At 43.4% G+C, this 21,139-nt stretch carries 15 protein-coding genes; 3 read left to right on the top strand and 12 right to left on the bottom strand.

From position 1 onward, the window contains the following. The 7 genes from B3R91_RS00005 to B3R91_RS00035 form a co-directional block, all read right to left on the bottom strand. On the bottom strand, positions 1 to 1,095 hold a 1,095-nt coding region (locus tag B3R91_RS00005; protein WP_286795652.1), incomplete at its 3' end, for an acyl-CoA dehydrogenase family protein. A gap of 251 nt (positions 1,096 to 1,346) precedes the next feature. After that, the gene (locus B3R91_RS00010; RefSeq protein ID WP_286795654.1) at positions 1,347 to 3,140 is read right to left on the bottom strand and encodes an acyl-CoA dehydrogenase C-terminal domain-containing protein; all 1,794 of its coding nucleotides are present in this window, start codon (positions 3,138 to 3,140) and stop codon (positions 1,347 to 1,349) included. A gap of 373 nt (positions 3,141 to 3,513) precedes the next feature. Next, positions 3,514 to 5,238, bottom strand: a complete 1,725-nt coding sequence (locus B3R91_RS00015) for a putative bifunctional diguanylate cyclase/phosphodiesterase (RefSeq protein WP_286795655.1) — start codon at positions 5,236 to 5,238, stop codon at positions 3,514 to 3,516. Between the two features lie 61 nt (positions 5,239 to 5,299). Further along, positions 5,300 to 6,196 (bottom strand): 16S rRNA (uracil(1498)-N(3))-methyltransferase, encoded by an 897-nt coding sequence (locus tag B3R91_RS00020; RefSeq protein WP_286795657.1) that lies wholly within the window; start codon positions 6,194 to 6,196, stop codon positions 5,300 to 5,302. 173 nt (positions 6,197 to 6,369) lie between these two features. Further along, positions 6,370 to 7,218, bottom strand: coding sequence for a methylenetetrahydrofolate reductase (locus tag B3R91_RS00025; protein WP_191689952.1), 849 nt, complete (start codon positions 7,216 to 7,218; stop codon positions 6,370 to 6,372). A gap of 13 nt (positions 7,219 to 7,231) precedes the next feature. Further along, positions 7,232 to 8,656 (bottom strand): adenosylhomocysteinase, encoded by a 1,425-nt coding sequence (gene ahcY / locus B3R91_RS00030; RefSeq protein WP_286795659.1) that lies wholly within the window; start codon positions 8,654 to 8,656, stop codon positions 7,232 to 7,234. Between the two features lie 314 nt (positions 8,657 to 8,970). Next, positions 8,971 to 10,863 carry a TonB-dependent receptor plug domain-containing protein gene (locus tag B3R91_RS00035; protein ID WP_286795661.1) on the bottom strand — a complete coding sequence of 631 codons (1,893 nt, stop codon included), beginning with the start codon at positions 10,861 to 10,863 and terminating at the stop codon, positions 8,971 to 8,973. 391 nt (positions 10,864 to 11,254) lie between these two features. Between B3R91_RS00035 and B3R91_RS00040 the strand changes: the two genes are divergently transcribed. Then, positions 11,255 to 13,207 carry a mechanosensitive ion channel family protein gene (locus tag B3R91_RS00040; RefSeq protein ID WP_414707467.1) on the top strand — a complete coding sequence of 651 codons (1,953 nt, stop codon included), beginning with the start codon at positions 11,255 to 11,257 and terminating at the stop codon, positions 13,205 to 13,207. Positions 13,208 to 13,266: 59 nt separating this feature from the next. On the opposite strand, the gene B3R91_RS00045 is transcribed toward B3R91_RS00040, so the two are convergent. From B3R91_RS00045 to B3R91_RS00065, 5 genes are all read right to left on the bottom strand, one after another. Next, positions 13,267 to 13,899, bottom strand: coding sequence for a DNA-3-methyladenine glycosylase family protein (locus B3R91_RS00045; protein WP_286795664.1), 633 nt, complete (start codon positions 13,897 to 13,899; stop codon positions 13,267 to 13,269). Between the two features lie 135 nt (positions 13,900 to 14,034). Then, on the bottom strand, positions 14,035 to 14,766 hold the full coding sequence (locus B3R91_RS00050; protein WP_144296233.1) for a Smr/MutS family protein: 732 nt from the start codon (positions 14,764 to 14,766) through the stop codon (positions 14,035 to 14,037). A 76-nt stretch (positions 14,767 to 14,842) separates the two neighbouring features. Further along, positions 14,843 to 15,730 (bottom strand): indole-3-glycerol phosphate synthase TrpC, encoded by an 888-nt coding sequence (gene trpC, locus B3R91_RS00055; protein WP_144296232.1) that lies wholly within the window; start codon positions 15,728 to 15,730, stop codon positions 14,843 to 14,845. Between the two features lie 129 nt (positions 15,731 to 15,859). Further along, a complete protein-coding gene (trpD, locus tag B3R91_RS00060; RefSeq protein WP_286795669.1) occupies positions 15,860 to 16,978 on the bottom strand; it encodes an anthranilate phosphoribosyltransferase in 1,119 nt (372 codons plus the stop codon). Positions 16,979 to 17,099: 121 nt separating this feature from the next. Then, positions 17,100 to 17,723: an anthranilate synthase component II gene (locus tag B3R91_RS00065; RefSeq protein WP_286795671.1), complete on the bottom strand. Its 624-nt coding sequence runs from the start codon at positions 17,721 to 17,723 to the stop codon at positions 17,100 to 17,102. A 680-nt stretch (positions 17,724 to 18,403) separates the two neighbouring features. On the opposite strand from B3R91_RS00065, the gene glnA reads away from it, so the two are divergent. Further along, on the top strand, positions 18,404 to 19,813 hold the full coding sequence (gene glnA / locus B3R91_RS00070) for a type I glutamate--ammonia ligase (protein ID WP_191689943.1): 1,410 nt from the start codon (positions 18,404 to 18,406) through the stop codon (positions 19,811 to 19,813). A gap of 195 nt (positions 19,814 to 20,008) precedes the next feature. After that, positions 20,009 to 20,830, top strand: a complete 822-nt coding sequence (locus tag B3R91_RS00075; RefSeq protein WP_286795668.1) for a DUF4124 domain-containing protein — start codon at positions 20,009 to 20,011, stop codon at positions 20,828 to 20,830. Positions 20,831 to 21,139 lie beyond the last annotated feature (309 nt).

Here is a 21,139-nt window from a genome sequence, read left to right on the forward strand (position 1 = left end):
CGCAAAACAACGTGACGCTTCAGTATTGGCTTTAGCATTTAACAGCATGCGACGTACATCGGCATGATGAATGATGGCATCGGCTGGTTTTTCTGGGCTTTGAATTTGCGTGTCGCTACGGCCTTGACCTCGGTCATTAGCATATAAAGCAGCGTTTTGATAAGCAAGCTCAGAACCACCTAGGCCCTGTAGACCCATGGTTACGCGCTCATAGTTCATCATAATGAACATTGAAGACAGACCGGTATTTTCTGCACCAACCATCCAGCCTTTGGCGTTGTCAAAGTTCATCACACAAGTGGCAGAGGCTTTGATGCCCATTTTGTGCTCGATAGAGCCAACCGCCAACGTATTGCGCTCGCCCAAGCTGCCATCTTCATTAACCAAGAATTTTGGTACCACAAACAGCGAAATACCCTTTGAGCCTTCTGGCGCATTCGGGGTTTTTGCCAATACCAAATGAATGATATTTTCTGTGAGGTCATGCTCACCGCCGGTGATAAAGATTTTGGTACCAGAGATATTGTAGCTACCATCATCGTTTGGTACCGCTTTGGTTTTGATAATACCTAAGTCAGTACCGGCATGCGGCTCAGTCAAGCACATGGTACCCGACCATTCACCGTTGTACATTTTCTCTAAGTAAGTTTGCTTTTGCTCTTCAGACGCCGCCGCATTTAAGCAAAGCGTTGCGCCTACGGTTAGGTTTGGATATAGAGCAAATGACTGGTTGGCGGTAAATACCATCTCTTCGGTCAACATAGTGACCATTTTTGGGAAACCTTGACCGCCGTACTCAGAGTTACCACTTAAGCCAACCCAACCTGATTCGGCATACTGCTTATAGGCGTCTTTAAAGCCAGTAGGGGTGGTGACAACGCCATTACCTTCAAAGGTTGCGCCTTCTTCATCGCCGCTACGATTGATAGGTAATAAGACATTTTTTGACAGTTTTGCCATTTCTTCCAAAATCATATCGACAGTTTCCATATCGACATGAGCAAGGTTTTCGTTGTTTTGCCAAAATTCAGGCGCCTTAAATACGTCGTTTAGGATAAAGCGCATGTCGTTAAGAGGGGCATTATAAACAGCCATAAACATTCCTTTGGTTTAAATAAATAAAAGTGAGTAGGGCAAAGCGTTCAATTTTCTTGTGAGTGCAGCTTAAACATAGATAGTTAAAGTTTAGCAAATTAGCGTAACGACGGGTGGTTTTGTTCGTGAATTGTGCGTCCACCAAAAACTATTAGCAATAAAGCCGCTAAGAAAATCGGCAACACACCTAAGTATGTTGCCGATAGGAACTGCTTATTAAAATAGATACTACACTTGCAACGTTCTATATATTAAAACGCAAATTGATCAACGTCCATGGTCATGTACGGCTCAACACCAGTGCTGATGCGCTGTACGTGCGTGGTGGTACGTGGCAATAATTTTGCAAAGTAGAATTGCGCGGTTTTGACTTTGGCATCATAGAAGGCTTTTTCGCCAGTACCGTCTGCCAATGCCGTCTGCGCGACCAAGGCCATACGCGCCCATAAGTAAGCTAAAGTCACATAACCGCTAAAGTATAAGTAGTCAACAGCCGCACCGCCAACCGCATCTGGGTTTTCAGTCGCTTGCATACCGATACGCGCGGTCAAATCGCCCCATTCTTTGACGTGTTTGGCAAGTGGGCGGATAAATTGACCCATTTGATCGTTGTCTTTGTTCTCTTCGCAGAAAGTTCGGATGACTTTGACAAAGTTGGCAAGCATTTTACCTTGTGAGCCCAATACTTTACGGCCGAGTAGGTCAAGCGCTTGGATTTCAGTGGTACCTTCGTAGAGGCAAGCAATACGGGTATCACGGACGTTTTGCTCCATGCCCCACTCACTGATAAAGCCGTGACCGCCATAAACCTGTACGCCATGGTTAGCCGCTTCTAGACCAGTTTCAGTCAAGAATGCTTTAGCAATTGGTGTCAATAGTGACAGCATTTGGTCAGCAAACTTCAGGTCATCGCCTTCGCCTTTTGCAACAGTATCCGCAAAGTGTGAGAGGTAATAAACGAGGGCACGGCCGCCTTCAGCAAAGGCTTTTTCGGTCAATAGCATGTTACGAACGGCTGGGTGAACGATGATAGGGTCAGCGACTTTTTCTGGTGCTTTAGCACCTGATAGTGAGCGCATCGCTAAGCGGTCTTTGGCATAGGTTAATGAGCCTTGGAACGCATACTCTGCTGCCGTTAAACCTTGAACGGCGGTACCGATACGGGCCACGTTCATAAAGGTAAACATACACTGTAGACCGCGGTTTTCTGGGCCAATCAAATAACCAGTGGCGCCATCAAAGTTCATCACGCAAGTCGCTGACGCTTTGATACCCATTTTGTGCTCGATAGAACCACAAACGACGTTGTTGTTTTCACCAAGGCTGCTGTCTGCGTTGACCATGACTTTAGGCACGATAAACAGCGAGATGCCTTTGGTGCCAGCAGGCGCGCCTGGTAGACGGGCTAGGACGATATGAATGATATTGTCGGTTAGGTCATGCTCGCCCGCTGAGATAAAGATTTTTTGACCAGTGATGCTATAAGTGCCGTCATCGTTTGGCTCAGCTTTGGTGCGAATAATACCTAAGTCAGAACCCGCATGCGCTTCAGTCAAACACATAGTACCTGACCATTCGCCGGTGACCATTTTTTCAAGGTAAGTTTGTTTTTGCTCTTCAGTACCATGGTGCTCGATGGTTTGAATCGCGCCATGTGATAGGCCAGGATACATAGAAAATGACCAGTTCGCCGTGCCAACCATCTCATTGATAACTGTTGATAATGAGAACGGCATGTTTTGACCGCCGAATGCCTCTTCAGCAGACAAGGCTGGGAAGCCAAGCTCGCAGTAGGCTTTATAAGCTTCTTTAAAACCTTTTGGCGTAGTGACAGTACCGTTGTCAAAATGACAGCCTTCCGCGTCGCCGCTTTGGTTTAATGGAGACAGCTCATTTTCCGCAAAGCTTGCCGCCATCTCAAACAGACTGTCCATCAACTCACGATCCGCTTCTTGGAACGCAGGTAAGGTTTTGTAGTGACTTTCGCTGTCAAGTAACTCATGCATCACGAATTGGATATCACGTAGGGGCGCTTTATATTGCATAACTTCCTGTCCTTTTTTAGGATGCGACCGGCAGTAAAACAGCAACTGTCATCGACTATTATGAATAGTCTGAGTTGCCAACTGTTTACTGTTAAAGGGTTTGTCTGTATCAATAACGGACAACAACACCGATCATATGAAATAAATTGAGAAGAGTGAAAAAGAATTATGATTGTATTCGTAAATTCTTGGTAAAAGATAGGCGTTCACTGACAAATATACAAGTTTGGTGACAATACTGATAAGTCATCAACCTGTGTTGCATCCTATATATCATCGAGCTTATACGCTAAAAACTTAAGCATTATTTAACAATAAGAGTAGAAAAATTCAAACAATATCGTTTTAATAAATCTCGCTTTGATAGATAATCCTAAGGACGGTCGTTTTTAGACAAATGTTGCTGCGTAAGCATCTTAGTTGCCTCGTCCGCCGTCATCGGTTTACCAAACCAATAACCTTGACCGTACTGACAACCCATGCTGAGCAATAAATCGCGTTGCTGCACGTTTTCGATACCTTCGGCGATAACGTGCATATCAAGCGCTTCTGCTAAATCCAAAATTGCTTTAACAATGGCGCGCTGCGTACGGTCATTGGTAATCTTAGAGATAAAGCTTTTGTCAATTTTGATAAAATCAAACGGATATTCTTGTAAATAGCTTAACGAGGCAAAACCTGTACCAAAGTCATCGAGCGCCAGACAGATGCCAAGTTCTTTAAGTAAATCCAGTTGTTTTTTGACATTGGCATGGCGCTGTATCAATGAAGATTCGGTCACCTCTATGTGCAGTTGGTGAGCGGCAAGTTTATGGCTGTCTAACAAGTTACTGACCAAGTCAAAAAAATCAGGATGGCTAAACTCGGCCGCATCAGCATTGATACAGATGTGCTGCTCAAAGCCCAAATCTTGCCAAACGGTCAATTGCTTAGCAATTTGGCTTGCCATTTGTGAAAACAGCTCAAACGATAATTTATGAGAAATGATGGCATCCATAAAATCGGCGGGTCTTAGTAAGCCGCGAGTAGGATGTTGCCAGCGCACCAATGCCTCAAAACCGCTAATCACACCCGTATCTAAGGCGAATTTTGGTTGGTAATACGGCACAAATTGACATTCGTTGCTAGCCGTCCTAAGCTCAGACTCTAACTGTATATCGTGCGCATTCTTCTCGTTAATCGATTTATGATACCAACAGACATCATCGCCGCCTTGCTGCTTGACGTAATTCAAGGCTTTTTCAGCCTTGGTCAATAAGCCGATGAACTCATTGCCATTTTCAGGAAAATAGCTGACCCCAACCGAAATATGACAATAGACTTGTGCTTCTTTTGCCACACTGTCATTTAAGAAAAAAGGGCGCTCGCACATTTGCATTAAACTGTCTAATTGATGGCGCACCATGTTGGCATCATTACATTCGAATAATAAAGCAAAGTCGTCACCGCCAAAATGGGAAAAACAGCGTAAATTGTCCAGCTCCAACTCGGTGATACGTAAGACAAAACTTTCTACCAGTTTGTTGATGCCATCTGGTCCCAATAAGATAGCAAGGTTGCGATAACGGTCAATGTTAAAACGCACGACCACCACTTCTTGGTAGCTTTCTATTAACAACTCACTGGTTTGACTTAAAAATACTTTTCGGTTTGGCAGTCCAGTTAGCTGGTCATAATTTAACAGATGGGCGACCTTTTTTCTGTTTTTAGCCAGCGTCGCCATATTACGTATGGTACCAACGTAATAAGGGGTATCTTCTAAGTAAATTTTGCGATAGGTGATATGACAGTCAAGTATTTCGCCATAGCGATTTGCCATCGAAAAATCAATTTCACAAAATCCTGTACTGTCTAAACTGTTAATCAGATTTCTAAGCACACCTTGCTCTTCTTCAGACAAAAACTCGGCTGCATAGATACCAAGCGGACGGCCAAGCAAAAATTTTTCTGTATAGCCAAGCATCAGCTCATAGTTCGCATTAACGGATAGATAGCGCAGTTTGTCGTCCAGTATGAAGATAGCGTCTTCAAATTGCTCGCACAGCTTGACCAATAATTGCTGTTTATCCGATATTGGCATAGGGGTAAAATCGGTCATAATAGGACTCATAACATCAAATTGAATAATAAATGGCGATGTAGCGATGGCAATTTGATGCCTACATATGTAAGGTGTGCAGGGTTGCCAACGAAGCCAATGTCGCTAGGGCAACGACAGGCGCAGTTTCGGTACGCAGCACCCTTGGTCCAATTTGCCACGGTGCAAAACCAACGTCAGCAGCTTTGGCGCACTCATCAGCGCTGAGCCCGCCCTCAGGTCCGATTAGTAATTCAATATAAGGCGCCTGTTGTTTCAAAACGACGGGCAGCGCCTCAGGCATCAGCGGCTGTCCTGATGCTGGCACGCTTAGCTGCAGACGTAAATCTGCTGGTTGCTGTAATGCTTGATAATAGGCATCCTTACTTAGCTCAGCGACGATTGGGCTAACTGCCATCTCTTTGTCGTTATCATTTTCGTTGGCCGCTATATTTGACAGCCAGTCATCAATCGATAATGGCGCGATAATAAGGGGCGGGCGATTAAGGCCGCATTGCTCACAGGCAGCAATCGCCACTTGCTGCCAATGTGCCAGTTTTTTCTCCACTTGCGCAGGTTTTAGGTTGACCTCACCGTGGTGGCTACTCAATAGTTGAATAGCAGTGACACCAAGCTCAGTGGATTTTTGAATGGCGTAATCCATGCGCTCGCCGCGACTCATCACCAGTCCGATTTTAGTTAAGATAGCGACGTTACGGTCAGTTTCTAGGTGTGATAATAACGTCGCAGTGGCCTGTTTTTTACTGATGCTATTCAGCTGTACCTGATATTCACCGCCAAAACCGTCAAATAAAATACCTGTGTCGCCGTTATTGGCGCGCAGTACACGGCACCAATGATGGACAATACTTTCGGTCAACTCGACGTTAGCACCGATAGCTAAGGTGCTCAGTTGTGGGCAGGTTGGGGCATTTTTATCACTGCTATCGCTACTGGTGGCATAAAAGAAACGTCGCAAAATTACTTATTCCTATAATGGGAGTCATGATATTTTTCAATATCTTAGCAGAATATCATTTGGGTGGGTAAAGGGATTGTCATCAGTAGAATTGGCATAAATGCAATTCCCATACCAAAAAAGACCGGCGCCCCTAAGAACGCCAGTCATTCAGCAATACATTCGATAAATATTTAAGCAATCAAGCCTAAAGCTTCGACTAAGCGTTTATTTGGCTCAACCTTATTCATGCTATAAAAATGCATGGCAGGTACGCCCTCAGAGATTAGACGCTCACACAAACGATAAACGACATCAAAGCCGAACTCTCGGATAGCAGTACGGTCATCGCCAAAATCTGCCAAGCGCTTACGCACGTAACGTGGGATATCAGCGCCACAGCTATCAGCAAAGCGTACGAGATTGCTTGAGTTGGTAATCGGCATGATGCCAGCGACCAAAGGCTGCGCTACCGTGTCAATACCACGTTTTTCTAAGGTGTCACGCAGATATAAATAGCTATCGGCATTATAGAAAAACTGGGTAATCGACGCATTGGCGCCCGCTTGATATTTATTCACCAAATTGTCGACATCAAATTCAAAGCTACGTGCTTGCGGATGCATCTCAGGGTAGGCTGCGACCTCGATACGGAAGTGATCGCCTGAATATTCGCGGATAAACTTTACTAAGTCTAAGGCAAACGGCAGTTCTCCCATACCGACCTGACCTGACGGTAAATCACCACGCAAGGCAACCAAGCGTGTGATGCCCAAACTTTTATAAAGATCGAGTAGTTCAGCGATTTGACTTTTGTCATCACCAATACAAGACATATGCGGCGCAATATCCGTGTCACCGCGCGCACACAACGCTTGCACGATATCAAGCGTGCGGCCACGGGTTGAACCGCCAGCCCCATAGGTCACCGAAAAATACGCAGGTGATAGCTTATTTAACTCATCATAAGTGCTGAGGAGTTTTTCATGGCCTTGCTCGGTTTTGGCTGGGAAAAACTCGAAGGAGAAAGTAGGCTTAGTCACAGTCTGACTCCTATTAGTATTTATAAGCGTCAGGCTTAAACGGACCTTCGACAGGTACGCCTAGATACTCGGCTTGTTTTTCAGTCAGTTTCGTCAATGTACCGTTAAAGCCTGCAACCATTGCCGCCGCAACTTCTTCATCGAGTTTTTTCGGTAACACTTTAACGTATAAATTATCAAAGCGCTCATCGACTGGCAGCTCAGCGAATTTTTCTTCAAACAAGTACATTTGTGCCAATACTTGGTTAGCAAATGAGCCATCCATCACGCGCGATGGGTGACCAGTAGCATTACCTAAGTTCACCAAGCGACCTTCAGCAAGCAAAATCAAATAATCGTTTTCGTCATCCGAGCGGAACACTTGATGCACTTGTGGCTTAATCTCAACCCAGCGCCAATTGTCACGCATAAATTGCGTATCAATTTCGGTATCGAAGTGACCGATATTACAGACGACCGCACCCGGTTTTAGGGCGGCTAACATATGTTTGTCACAAACGTGATAGTTACCGGTAGTGGTAACAATTAAGTCAGTATCTTCTAATAGACGAGTGTTGATGTTTTCTGCGCCGCCAGTGTTATCGCCATTGATATAAGGTGACAATACTTCATAGCCGTCCATACAGGCTTGCATAGCACAGATAGGATCAACTTCTGATACACGGACAATCATGCCTTCTTGACGTAAGCTTTGGGTAGAGCCTTTACCCACATCGCCATAACCGATGACTAAAGCGCGGCGACCGGCAAGGAACATATCGGTAGCACGTTTGATGGCGTCATTTAAGCTATGACGGCAGCCGTATTTGTTGTCATTTTTAGATTTGGTAACCGCGTCGTTAACGTTGATAGCCGGTACTTTTAGCGTACCTTTACCCAGCATTTCAACCAAACGATGGACACCTGTAGTAGTTTCTTCAGAGATACCATGGATGTTATCAAGCATTTGGGCATAATCATTATGAATCAAAGCGGTTAAATCACCGCCGTCGTCCAAGATTAAGTTTGCATCCCAAAGCTGACCGGATTCTTCGCCGCCAACGTGAATTTGTTGACGCAAGCACCACTCGTACTCTTCTTCGGTTTCGCCTTTCCAAGCATAAACAGGGATACCAGCAGCAGCAATTGCTGCCGCAGCATGGTCTTGGGTTGAGAAGATGTTACATGAGGTCCAGCGTACTTCTGCACCTAGCGCGACAAGCGTCTCGATGAGGACAGCCGTCTGAATAGTCATGTGGATACAGCCAGCGATTTTTGCGCCTTTAAGCGGCTGGTCGGCTTCGTAGCGACGACGTAAACCCATCAGGGCAGGCATTTCGGCTTCAGCTAGGGTGATTTCACGGCGACCGTAATCAGCAAGGCTAATGTCGGCGACTTTATAGTCAGTGAAAGAGGGGTCGATCGTATGGGCAGATGGGGTGTTAGACACTGCGTCCATAATATGCTCCTATCAGTTAATAGATAAAAAGAATAAAAACGCAGGTGCCGTTATTTGCGCTGCTCATAACCAAAAATGGTCATAAACAGTTAACCGAGCCTAACATAATAAATGATTTGCAAAGCAATAAAGCTTAATTGCAGTAATCGATGATTATGGCGCAACACCTCTCGGAGGTCGTTATTGTAATTGATGAGGATTAATTTGTCACCTATTGGCTGCGGAAAATCGTAAGTGCTTACGTCATAAAAAAAAGGCCATCTATCGATAGCCTTGATTATTTATATATAAGTTCTAATTTTTACCAAATAAGCTTAAAACCATTTATAGGTGAGTGAGGTAAAGAAGTTAGTACCGTCAGTGTTATAACCCGGCTCAGTGAGGTATTTTTCATTAAACACGTTATTTAAGCGAGCCGACATCGATAAGTTCGATGATAGCTGATAGTTGCCGCTGATATTTATAATATTGTAGTTATCAATTTTAGACGTATTTTCAATATTACTATAGTAATCGTCAACATACTGGTACTCTGCACGGATGTCTAAGTCAGAAAGTTGGTAGCCAACATAGACTGTACCTTTATGTTTAGGGCGAGTAGGCAAATAATTACCGTCGTTATCTTTACCACTATCATCTTTAGCTTCTTGATAATCATAGCTTAAACCAAACAAATAGTTATCAAAAAACCAGTCACTGGTTAAGATTACACCTTCAATTTTGGCCTCAGCATAGTTCTTACGTTGATAGTTTGCATCACTTGCGATCATATCTTCTACTTCATTACGATAGCCAGTTAAGCGTGTAGATTGAAGTAAGGTGTCATACTCAATAAAAGCTTCATAGTTATCACTGGTTTCAGGCTTTAAGTTTGGATCACCACCCCAGTCGAATAAATCATTAAAAGTTGGAACGCGATAGCCTTTGGCGTAGTTAACACCAACACGTAGATCTGGTGTTAAGCGATAAGCAGTACCTAAGTTATAAGTGGTTTCATTATCATACTCAGAGTAGTCATCATGGCGTACGTTAGCTTGTGCATCGATCTTATCTCTAGATAGCATATAGCCTAAAAAGCCACTGGTCACTTCTCGATTGTCAGCTTCGGGGTATGCACTTGTATCCATTTCTTGTTTTAGATGCTCTATACCATATAGCAATTTATCAGTAGATATTGAATGACTGCCTACTAAGCTAACTTGTTTTTGTGTCGTATCATAGAAGCTAGTATAAGTAGTAGCCGTCGTTTGAGATTCATCAATAGAGTGACCATATGATAGTTTTACTGATGACGTAGGCGAGTAATTCCAATCGATGAATGCTTGAGCCGCACTGTTTTTTTGCTCTGCCTTGGTAAAATCTTTCTCTGTAGTTTTGCCACTGTCAAAATCAGTCGTTGACTCACTGTATAATCCGCTAACGCCCACTTTTAAATCTGGATTGATTTTTTGGCTAAGGTTTAGGCTGTAGTTATTACTTTTGAAGCCATCCTCATCTAAATTATGAATGCCCCAAGGGTGAGTAGGAAGTGTAGCGTTAATGCCATCCGTTTCATTATGACTGGCAGAGATACTTAAGCTGGTACCTTGGTCATTAACAAATTGAGCAGTAGCACCATACAAAAACTGATCGTGCGATCCTGTACCCACTGTGACTGATAGTTGACTTTGTTCAATGTTAGAACCTTTAGTGAATATTTGAATGACACCTCCCATAGCGTCAGCACCATAAATACTAGAACCAGAGGCTCCGTAGAGGATTTCAATACGATCGATCTGATCTGCAGGTAATAGGCTTAGAGCAGGTTCTCCAGTAGATACTGAACTATAGCGAATACCATCAATAAGCACCAATACTTGCTTGCTATCATAACCACGGGTATAAAAACTACCTACCGTTCCTAGTCCACCATTTTGTTTGTAATTGAAGCCTGGTTGGTTTTTAATAACATCTAAAGCTGTTTGTCCTTGATAACGCTTGAGCGCTTCGCTATCAATGACCCGAGTTTGGGCAATGACTTTACTGGTCTTAGTTGGCGTCCGCGTCGCCGTCACGACGATTTTATCAAGCTCAACTTGTGGCAACTCGCTGTGATTGATAACGCTACTATCACCAGTCGCAGCTGTGGCACTAATAGCAAATCCGCCTAACGCACTTAAGATACACAACCGCAGATAGGTAGTCGAAGATGAACGTGATAAAGCCATATTGAATTCCAAAATTGAATGACAAGTTGAACAAAGTAAAAAGTTACAGAAGCGAGAGCCTAAAAGTAAAAAATTACAAAAAGTAATACGAATATTACATAAGGTTATTATCTATAAAACCAGCACATTTATAAACTACTTTGTCCTAATATTTATTCAGCATACGATGAGTGGTGCTCATGATGGTTGAGGTTTATCTGGGTTGTTTAGCTATTTCCAGTATTTTTTAGGCTTTTAAATAAGTATCATCTGTAAAGGCAAGCCCTATTTTAAACAGTAATAAAAACATGCAATCAAACGCATTGCTGTGATTAATAATTGCTATTATAGTGGCAAATTTCATTTATTTTTTTGTGCTGCCATTCATAAAGTTAAGAGGTTTGTTTTGTCTATTCAGCGTCATCTGAGTGCTCGTACTGCGACATCTTCATCATTTACATCTTTAAAAACAAAAACGCCGCTCATGATAACGGTGTTTTTGTTTGCGATGATAGTGAGTGCATTAAGCGCCATTTTTTCACATGGTGCGCTTGCTGCCGAAGCCAGTATATTGGGCGTGGGTGGTCAAACTGAAGAGGTGGCCAACACTTCGACCCCTGATTCTTTCGGACGTGACACGCCGCGCCATACTGTACAAGGCTTTATTAAAGCATTGGGCGATAACGACTATCTGCTGGCCAGTAATTATCTAAATTTATCCAAGTCTGATAATCCAACCACTGTGGTGCGCCAATTTAAGCAAGCACTCGATGCGGGCGGGCGTTTTCAGCCTGATTTGCAAATTAACAATACGCCTGAGGGAAATTTAAGCGATCAGCTACCGCCAAGCCAAGAAAACGTCGGCGTGATTAATGTGGGTGATAAGAGCGTGCCGCTGGTGCTCGAAAGAGTAGCCTCTAAGCAAGGCGAGCAATATTGGCAGTTTTCAAACGATACCCTAAGCTCGATACCAGAAGTGATAGAGAATTATCAGCCGACGCTGGTTTCGCGCTACACCATTGACTCATTAGATGGTAAAAAGCTATTTGGTTATCAGATTTCTGATATATTGGCGGCATTAGCCATTATAGTCAGTAGTTTTATTTTTACTTACATCGTGGTTTGGCTGCTCTATTATTTATTAAAACTGATTTATCCTCGCCTACGGGGTGAGACGTTACCTTTACCTAATAATGTGATATTGCCACTGACCGTCGTTATCACGGCGCTGATATTGGCCGAGGTGATGGTATATGCCGGTATATCAGTGACACTGCGTGAACCAATTAAGCGCTTTACCGACATTGCTTCTTGGGTAGCGACGACATGGCTATTACTGCGGGTTATTGATTCGATATTTACCCGCGCGGTCAATTTAAGTTATAAGAAAAACTATACCGAGCGAGTTTCTATCTTGGGTTTGATGCGCAAGGTGGTCAAAGCGCTATTATTAATCTTTGCGGTTATTGTCATTTTTGGAAATTTAGGATTTGATTTGACTACAGGGATTGCCGCATTAGGGGTCGGTGGTTTAGCCTTGGCACTAGGTGCGCAAAAGACGATTGAGAACTTGGTCGGCAGTGTGGTGGTGGTGGCAGATTCGCCAGTACGCATCGGCGACTATTGTAGCTTCGGCAACCAAGCAGGTACGGTGATTGATATTGGTATTCGTTCATCACGGGTGCGTACGCTGAACCGGACGATTGTGACGGTGCCTAACAGTGATTTTTCATCGATGCAAATTGAAAACTATACCTCGCGGGATATGTTTCACTTTTTGCATAACTTATATATCAAACGCAATGCGGATATCGATGTGGTCTTTAAGATGGTCAAAAAATTAGATCAATTTTTGGACGAGCACGAGCTGACCAATCAGGAGTGGAATCAGGCCAATATTTCAGAGCTGCGCCAAGACTGCTACGTCATTCAACTGCGCGCTTATATTAATGCTGTCGACTCGATAGAGTTTTATCGTAAGCAAGATGACTTGTTGGTCGACGTGTTGACCCTGGTGAAAAAATACGATGTCGAGCATGCGCTGCCAACGCAGCAGCTGATTGTCAATCAAGCCGAGCTTGAGCCACAACCTCAGCTAGAAACCGTGACTGATGATTCGATAAACGAAGTAGTGGACGCAAGTGATGCGAGTGAAGCAGACACTGATGCCAATAACGATAATGCTGATGAGCAAAAGGCGCTTGATTTAAATAAAAACGCTGACAGTGCGACGAGTGAAAAAGAGGCTCGTAAAGACACCACTAAAAAGCAAAAACTACAAAGGCATAAACATCGTCTGTTAAAAAAAGGTAAGTTTAAACACGCCAAAAAGAAATTTGGTTTTTCTATATGGAATCAGCCTTAATATTTTGTGTGGTTATTTTGCTTAAGGTTTATTGAACGTTTTATTTATAAAGCTATGGCTTATAAAGGGATAGCAGTTTTTTGACGTAAAAAACCATAATATTGCCATAACAATAAGCTGGCAGCGCTACGGTGCGGTGACCAATCTTGGGTCAGGTTTTTTAATTGTTTTGGCGTTGGGCGCTCTTCTAAATCTAACAATTCCATCGCTGCGACTTTAATGGCTAGATCATCAACTGCCAGCACATCAGCGCGCTGTAACGAAAATAGCAGATACATCTCAGCGGTCCAGCGTCCAATGCCAACCACAGCAGTCAGGGTATCGATAACGTCGTTGTCGGGTAGGGTTGTTAAGGCAGCAAAATCTATATCGTGCTCGACCAAAGAGCGCGTATAACGAATTTTTTGCTTAGAGAGCCCCTGCGCCCGTAAATCCTCGTCTGTCGCTGCCCGAATCACTGATGGCGTCGTCAAACCTGCCTCTACCAAGCGTTGCCATATACTGGCTGCCGCTGCGACTGATAACTGCTGTCCAACCATCGCTCTCATTATTTGCGTAAAGCCGCCCGCGTTATGGCGTAAATCAGGCACACCCACTTGCTCATAAACAGGCGCAAATCTTGGTTCGAGAGCAATCAAAGCGTTGATATGTGCTTTTAATTCTTGTTTGTTTTCGATGATTTGTATATTCATAGAGAAATCACTTACTAAAAAATATGCAGCAAAATGATAGGAAGATTTATCAAAGCGCGACTACAAAACGAGAGGGTGAACCTTTGATATAAAAAAGGACTGCATGGTGGCAGTCCTTTTTTTCGATCTATAATTTTATTCTTTATCGGTCTTGGTCTTTTTAAGTAGTACCAGTACCGCACCATTGCCACCATCTTTCGGCGGAGCCGAGCAAAATGCCAGTACTTCTGGCAGTTGACGTAACCAACCATTGACGCAGGTTTTTAAAATAGCCTCAGAACCTTTACCATGGACGATTTTTACCACAGTTTCATTGTTTTGCTTGGCTTGGCTGAGCAGTTGGGTCATTGCATCGCGCGCTTCTTCAATGGTGCAACCATGGATGTCTACCGCATCATACCAGCGTAGCTTACCTTTTTTAAGCTGATCAAAGATTTTGTTTTGTAAGGTCGGCTGCTTATAAGACAAATAAGCTTCGCCGGCGACAGGGTTTAATAGCGCTTGCATATCTGACAAGCCTGCGCCCAAATCACCAGCTTCGCTCCCTTGAGCAGCCGCACGTTTTGAAAGCGTTGCAGCGTCAGGCTTACCTGCTTTAGAGGCGTTGGCAGGTGTGCGCACGTTTTTGTCTTTTAGCTGGTTGACGCCATGCATCGCTTGCATAAATAGCACTTTATCGTCGTCGATATGTTCGCTATCTAATTGCTTGACCGTTTTTTTGACTTGTTTTTGGGTCAAGAGTGAGACAGGTTCGGTTGGCTTTTCATTTTCACCTTCTGGTGAATTGGTATCGCGACCTTTACTCAGTTGCCCTTTAAGTTCTTTTAATTGGTCTTGCATTTCTTTTGAAAACAGAGAGTTTGACATAATAATTAACGTATCGTTGGTGAGTGAATGAGTGATTTAATGATTTATATCGTACATAAAATAGATGCGGTTTACTTTACGCCTGTGCTGCGACGCTCGCAAGTAAGGATTGTAACGCTTGCCCTGGATGCTCGGTCTTCATAAACTGCTCGCCGATTAAAAAGTGCTGAATATCATTATTGAGCATCAAACGTATATCATGGCTGCTATGAATGCCACTTTCGGTGACAATAAGCGGCCGTTCTAGACGGTCATTAGGATTGGCAGCGAGCGCATCATCGATAGCTAATTCGCGCAGCAGGGTGTTTTTTAAATCAAGCGTCGTTTGTAAGTCGACATCAAAGGTGTTTAAATCGCGATTATTAATACCATAGATATTATGCGCTGAACGTGGCAACTGTAGCGCACGCTCAAGCTCATCTGCTGTATGAACTTCAATCAAGACATCCATACCCAGCTCAATGCTTAGCGCATGCAGCTCTTGTACTTGCGCCTCATCAAGACAGGCCATAATCAATAAAATACAATCAGCGCCCATTAAGTAAGATTGGTAAATCTGATAAATATCTACCATAAAATCTTTGCGCAATATGGGCAAATTGCAAGATTGGCGCGCTTGGATTAAGTAGCTATCATCACCTTGGAAATAATCACGGTCGGTGAGTACTGATAAACAACTGGCTCCCGCTTGCTCATATTGCTTGGCAAATAGCGCAGGCTCAAAGTTATGATTGATAATACCTTTAGACGGCGAGGCTTTTTTAATCTCCGCAATGATACCAATATCAGCGCTGCGTAAAGCATTGGCAAAACCGCGACGTGGCTGGGTATCAGCGGTGGCTTGCGATTTTAATGCCTCAAGCGATACTGCCGCACGAGCAGCAGCAACTTCCTCGTGCTTGGTAGCAACGATACGCTGCAACACTGAAGGAATCGCGGTGTCTGATTTTGGTTTGGCGGTCATGGCTATATTCCGTTATTTGGTAAAAAAATTAGGGTAACAATTAGGCTAATAAATTAAGGCGGCACACATAGTTGCGATTAACAGGGTTATGAGCCACGTATTTCTTATTAATTCTAAGCATTTAGCTTATTAAACTTGGTCAGCTAATTGCTGCGTATATTTGGCTAAGTCATCAAGCTTAATCAAAGCGTCACCATTTTGAATGACTTTTTGGGCGCGGCTCACGCCATTCGGATAGTTGCTGGCAAGTCCTGCGGTATATATCGCAGCACCGGCATTTAAGGCAATCATATCACGGGCTTTTAGAACAGCGCGGTCATTAGTATCTGCTCCTGATAAAGCGGCACGAATCAGCTCAAGACTTTGGGCAGGAGAATCGACATCAAGCCCAATTAAGGTTTGTGACTCAACGCCCGCATCTTCTGGCATCATCTCATAAACAGAGATTTCACCGTCTTTTAACTCGGCTACCGTGGTTGAAGTTGCAAGACTGATTTCATCCAAACCATCTTTGGCACCGACCACCATTACATGGCGCGCGCCCAGATTTTTCATCACTTTTGCCAAAGGCTCACATAACTGGGCGGTAAAGACGCCGATAACCAGATTTGGCGTGCCAGCAGGGTTGGTCAGTGGACCTAAGATATTAAAAATCGTCCGCGCTTTTAGCTCACGGCGTACCGGATTGGCGTAGCGCATCGCACTATGATGATTGGGCGCAAATAAAAAGCCAATCCCTTGATTCTCGATACACTGCTGTGCTTGCTCTGGTGTCAGGGTTAGGCTAATACCGGCTTGCTCAAGTAAGTCTGAGCTACCAGATTTGGTTGAAACGCCGCGGTTGCCATGCTTAGCGACTTGCGCCCCAGCTGCGGCTGCGACCAAGGCAGCGGCTGTTGATACGTTAAATAAGTTAGCGCCATCGCCACCAGTACCGACGATATCGACCATGTAGCGACAGTCTCTTGGGTTAATATTGGCAGCTAAGTCACGCATCGCACTGGCTGAGGCGGTAATCTCGTCGATGGATTCGCCTTTCATCCGCAGGCCCGTCAAAATCGCACCCATCATGGCATCGCTGCATCTGCCTTGCATGATGACGAGCATGACTTGATACATCTCGTCAAAGGTCAAATCAATATGCTGAAAAATCCTGCCTAATGCGGTGGTCAGAAGCTTATGAATACTCTCATCTGGCAGCTGATTGATGCTCTCAGCATTTTGCAGGTTTTGCTTATCTTGATTCATGATTGATTTTTTGTCCTGCATAGCGGCAGTGGTCATAATATTCTCACTTATTATTATCTTTTATAGTTGTCGTTTAAATACATTCATTGGATTAAAAAAGTGGGTTCGTCTTTTAAAACACTTATCCTACTTTTGGTAAATTATCTGAGGATAAAACAGCTAACTGATGCATTTGTAAAAAATTATTCAGCAGCTGATAACCCGCTTCGCTTAAAATCGACTCAGGATGAAACTGGACGCCCTCAATCGCAAACTCGCGGTGGCGAATGCCCATGATTTCTTCGATATTGCCATCAGCATTTTGAGTCCAAGCGCTAACTTCAAAGCAGTCGGGTAAGCTTGCTTGCTCAATCACCAATGAGTGATAACGGGTAAACTGGGCTGGATTTGGCAAGTTGGTAAAAGCGCCTTGACCATTATGATAAATAGCCGATAACCGCCCATGCATAACCTCGCTTGCTTTGACGACTTTACCGCCAAAGGCTTGACCGATTGCCTGATGACCCAAGCAAATACCTAATATCGGGATAATGCCTTTAAAGGTCGCAATCACCTCTAGCGAGATACCAGCACTGTCAGGGTCACAGGGGCCGGGACCAATAACAATGGCATCTGGCGCAAGTGCTTTAATCTCATCAATACTGATTTCATCGTTGTGCCAAACGCTGATGTCCTGCTGCAATTCACCGAAGTACTGTACAATATTGTAGGTAAAGCTGTCGTAATTATTGATCATCAAAATCATCATTTGTTCAACTTATTATCTTTAACCTAGTGTCTTAATCTTGGTGTTCTTAGCTTCGTGTTCTTAGTGTAGTGTCTTTAATTCAATAGGTTCAACATCGATGCGATTTTAAACGCTGTTATCTTAACACTATTTCGTTATCTATCAAACGTAGCGCTGTTGCACGCTGATAGTAATAAATGCTCTATAAAGGTGCATTACTAAGTTAAATTTTCTAAATTTTGCACTATTATGGGACGTCATTTAATATATTCATCTTTGAGTTTGCTAGCTATACATAGCAATTGCTATGCAAATAACGCTTTAATATAAAAGATTTATATTACGTAAATGTTTGTATTTATTGTAGATAATTATTACTTTCAGCCTTTGGAAATTTTAAAAACTTGATGGCCCGAAGATGAGTTGGCATAGTAGCTGCAATTCTTATAGGTGTGAATAGCTCGCTATTAAAGCGATGTAATATTATTTACCAAGATGCATTTGAAGAGTTCAGCATTATTGGCCAGATGTTGCTAAAATAGCACCTGCATTTATTTGGCTCATAAAAATACTTAAAGCTTAACGCCAGAAAATCAGCTGGGCTTTAAGCAAAAAATAATTTTTAAAAAACTTTTCGTCTAAAATTTTCATACTACGTTACAATTTTATTACCATGTTAACCATAAGGGAAACTTTCCATGTCGAACAAATTACTTGATCTTATCGAATCATCCAATGCCAAATGGGTCGATTTCCGTTTCACCGATACCCGCGGCAAAGAGCAACACATGACTTTCCCAGCGCACAGCGTTGATGAAGAAGTGATGGAAGATGGCAAAATGTTCGACGGCTCATCGATTGCTGGCTGGAAGGGTATCGAAGCCTCAGATATGATTTTGCGCCCTGACCCAGAAACTGCCTTTATCGACCCATTCTTTGACGCAGTTACTGTGGTGGTGACTTGTGACATCATCGAGCCATCAACGCTGCAAGGCTATGACCGTGATCCGCGCTCTATTGCTCGTCGGGCCGAAGAATACTTAAAATCAACGGGTATTGGTGATACCGCTTTTTTTGGTCCTGAGCCTGAGTTCTTTGTTTTTGACGAAGTAAAATGGTCGGTTGATATGTCTGGTGTCAGCCATGAAATCGTCGCTGAAGAAGCCGCTTGGTCAACTAATAAAGCCTATGAGTGGGGCAACATGGGGCATCGTCCACGCGTTAAAGGCGGCTATGTACCAGTACCACCGGTTGATAGCTCACAAGACATGCGTGCGGTAATGTGCGAGCGTATCGAAGATATGATTGGCGAAGGTTGTATCGAAGTCCATCATCATGAAGTGACTCCTTGCCAGTTAGAAATTGGCGTGGCATTTAATACTTTAGTACGTAAAGCAGACGAAGTACAAAAGCTAAAGTATGCCGTCCATAACGTTGCCCACCAGTTTGGCAAAACCGCCACCTTTATGCCAAAACCTATCGTTGGTGATAACGGTTCTGGTATGCACGTGCATATTTCTATCTCAAAAGACGGCGTCAATACTTTCTCAGGTGATGAATATGCCGGCTTGTCAGAAACCGCACTATACTTTATCGGTGGTATTATCAAACATGCCCGTGCTTTAAATGCGATTACCAACCCATCGACCAACAGCTATAAGCGTCTTGTGCCGCATTATGAAGCGCCTATCAAGCTTGCGTACTCAGCGTCTAACCGCTCGGCGTCTATCCGTATTCCACACGTTAGTAGCCCAAAAGCGGTACGTGTTGAAGCGCGTTTCCCTGATCCAGCAGCCAATCCATACCTGGCGTTTGCAGCGTTATTGATGGCAGGTCTTGACGGTATTCAAAACAAAATGCATCCAGGCGAAGCCGCTGATAAAAACTTATATGACTTACCGCCAGAAGAAGAAGCACTCATTCCAACGGTTGCTGAAAACTTAGAGGTGGCACTACAAGCGTTAAAAGATGACCATGAGTTCTTATTAAAAGGCGATGTGTTTACTAAAGAGATGCTAGAAGCTTACATCGCGCTGAAACAAGAAGAAGTGCAGCGCGTCAATATCACCGTACATCCTGTTGAGTTTGATTTGTACTATAGCTGCTAATTAATAATTAATAGGCTCCATTGTTTTAAATAAGAAAAACCAGCTAAATTATATTTAGCTGGTTTTTTTGTGGGCAATTAAAGTAGACGTTTAATTGTTAAATTTAGTGTAAAGTCATTACTGATTTAATGGCAAAAATATCGCATAATGGTTACATCTATATATTAATAACAAATCGCTTTAGGCTGATTGACTATGAGTTCATCATTTAAAAGTACTGTTTTTTTAAATAAAGGGTTGTCGGTAAGTTTGCTAACAGGTTTGATTATTAGCACCGCAAGCCTTTACGCGCCGATGGCAAATGCCGCTGCTATTTATAAAGTTGTCGATGAAAATACCGGTCAAGTCACCTTTACCGACCGTCTGCAAAACTATGAACAGCAAGCAGGCAAGCAAATTAGCCAAACCAGTGTCATGACTGGCAGCGACAGTGTGGGTGCAAATAGTTCTAGTCAAACCAGTAATGCCAACAATCAGCCTGTCAATACCGCCCAAGCGCCTGCTGCCGCTAATACCACTGGCACCACTGCCAACAGTGACTCAACCGTTAACAAAGCGCCCATTAACTATCAGCTGACCATGACAGAGCCTAGCGAAGAACGGGCGTATCGTCGTCCCGTACAAACTATTGAGGTAAAGGTGCAAGTAAAGCCTGCCCTACAAGTGGGCGATAGTGTGAGCATTTACTTAGATGGAAACGAAGTGGCGCAGGGTTTAAGCGCCCCGATTGCAACTGTTGATGTTTTGCCGGGTGCGCATAACATCAAAGCCGTGATAAAAAATAAAAAAGGTCAGGTAGCAAAACAGGTCGAGCGTACCGTTTATGTCATCCAAAATACGCAAACCTTGCAAAAAAATAAGAAATTAGCAGAGCAGCTTTTGGCGTATCAGCGTCTGCCTTGGTATCAAAAAGTGTTACTAAAAATGCGTCAAGATGGCAAGCATCCTAATATGTTGTCATTTACTAAGCCAATAGTTGATAAACCCATAACGCTTGAAGAACTGGTAAAAAAATAAATCTGAGTCACTGTGTTAAAGGCTAGTAGTGAAAGGTTAACAGTGAAAAGATAGCGGCAATCCATTAACAATAATTGCTGGACATAAAATAAGGGCAGTCACTGAAAGCAGTGATTGCCCTTATTGGTAGAAGTTAGTAATAATATCTATCAAACCGCGAAAGAGGACTCCATCCGACATTAGGGTGGAGGTGAATTTCGCCTCATTGTTACTGTTTATTTACACATCCTGACCGTGAATTTGATATGCTTATTAAGTATTGTTATATTAACCCCACTCTCAACTTATTTTTCTAAGGTATTGGTTTAC

The organism is Psychrobacter sp. UBA6291 (assembly GCF_002439405.1).
Taxonomy (GTDB): Bacteria; Pseudomonadota; Gammaproteobacteria; order Pseudomonadales; family Moraxellaceae; genus Psychrobacter; species Psychrobacter faecalis.

Coding starts and splice junctions, on each gene's coding strand:
- B3R91_RS00010 (WP_286795654.1), bottom strand. CDS start 3,140: ATGCAATATAAAGCGCCCCTACGTGATATCCAATTCGTGATGCATGAG.
- B3R91_RS00015 (WP_286795655.1), bottom strand. CDS start 5,238: ATGACCGATTTTACCCCTATGCCAATATCGGATAAACAGCAATTATTG.
- ahcY (WP_286795659.1), bottom strand. CDS start 8,656: ATGGACGCAGTGTCTAACACCCCATCTGCCCATACGATCGACCCCTCT.
- B3R91_RS00035 (WP_286795661.1), bottom strand. CDS start 10,863: ATGGCTTTATCACGTTCATCTTCGACTACCTATCTGCGGTTGTGTATC.
- B3R91_RS00045 (WP_286795664.1), bottom strand. CDS start 13,899: ATGAATATACAAATCATCGAAAACAAACAAGAATTAAAAGCACATATC.
- B3R91_RS00050 (WP_144296233.1), bottom strand. CDS start 14,766: ATGTCAAACTCTCTGTTTTCAAAAGAAATGCAAGACCAATTAAAAGAA.
- trpC (WP_144296232.1), bottom strand. CDS start 15,730: ATGACCGCCAAACCAAAATCAGACACCGCGATTCCTTCAGTGTTGCAG.
- trpD (WP_286795669.1), bottom strand. CDS start 16,978: ATGAATCAAGATAAGCAAAACCTGCAAAATGCTGAGAGCATCAATCAG.
- B3R91_RS00065 (WP_286795671.1), bottom strand. CDS start 17,723: ATGATTTTGATGATCAATAATTACGACAGCTTTACCTACAATATTGTA.
- glnA (WP_191689943.1), top strand. CDS start 18,404: ATGTCGAACAAATTACTTGATCTTATCGAATCATCCAATGCCAAATGG.
- B3R91_RS00075 (WP_286795668.1), top strand. CDS start 20,009: ATGAGTTCATCATTTAAAAGTACTGTTTTTTTAAATAAAGGGTTGTCG.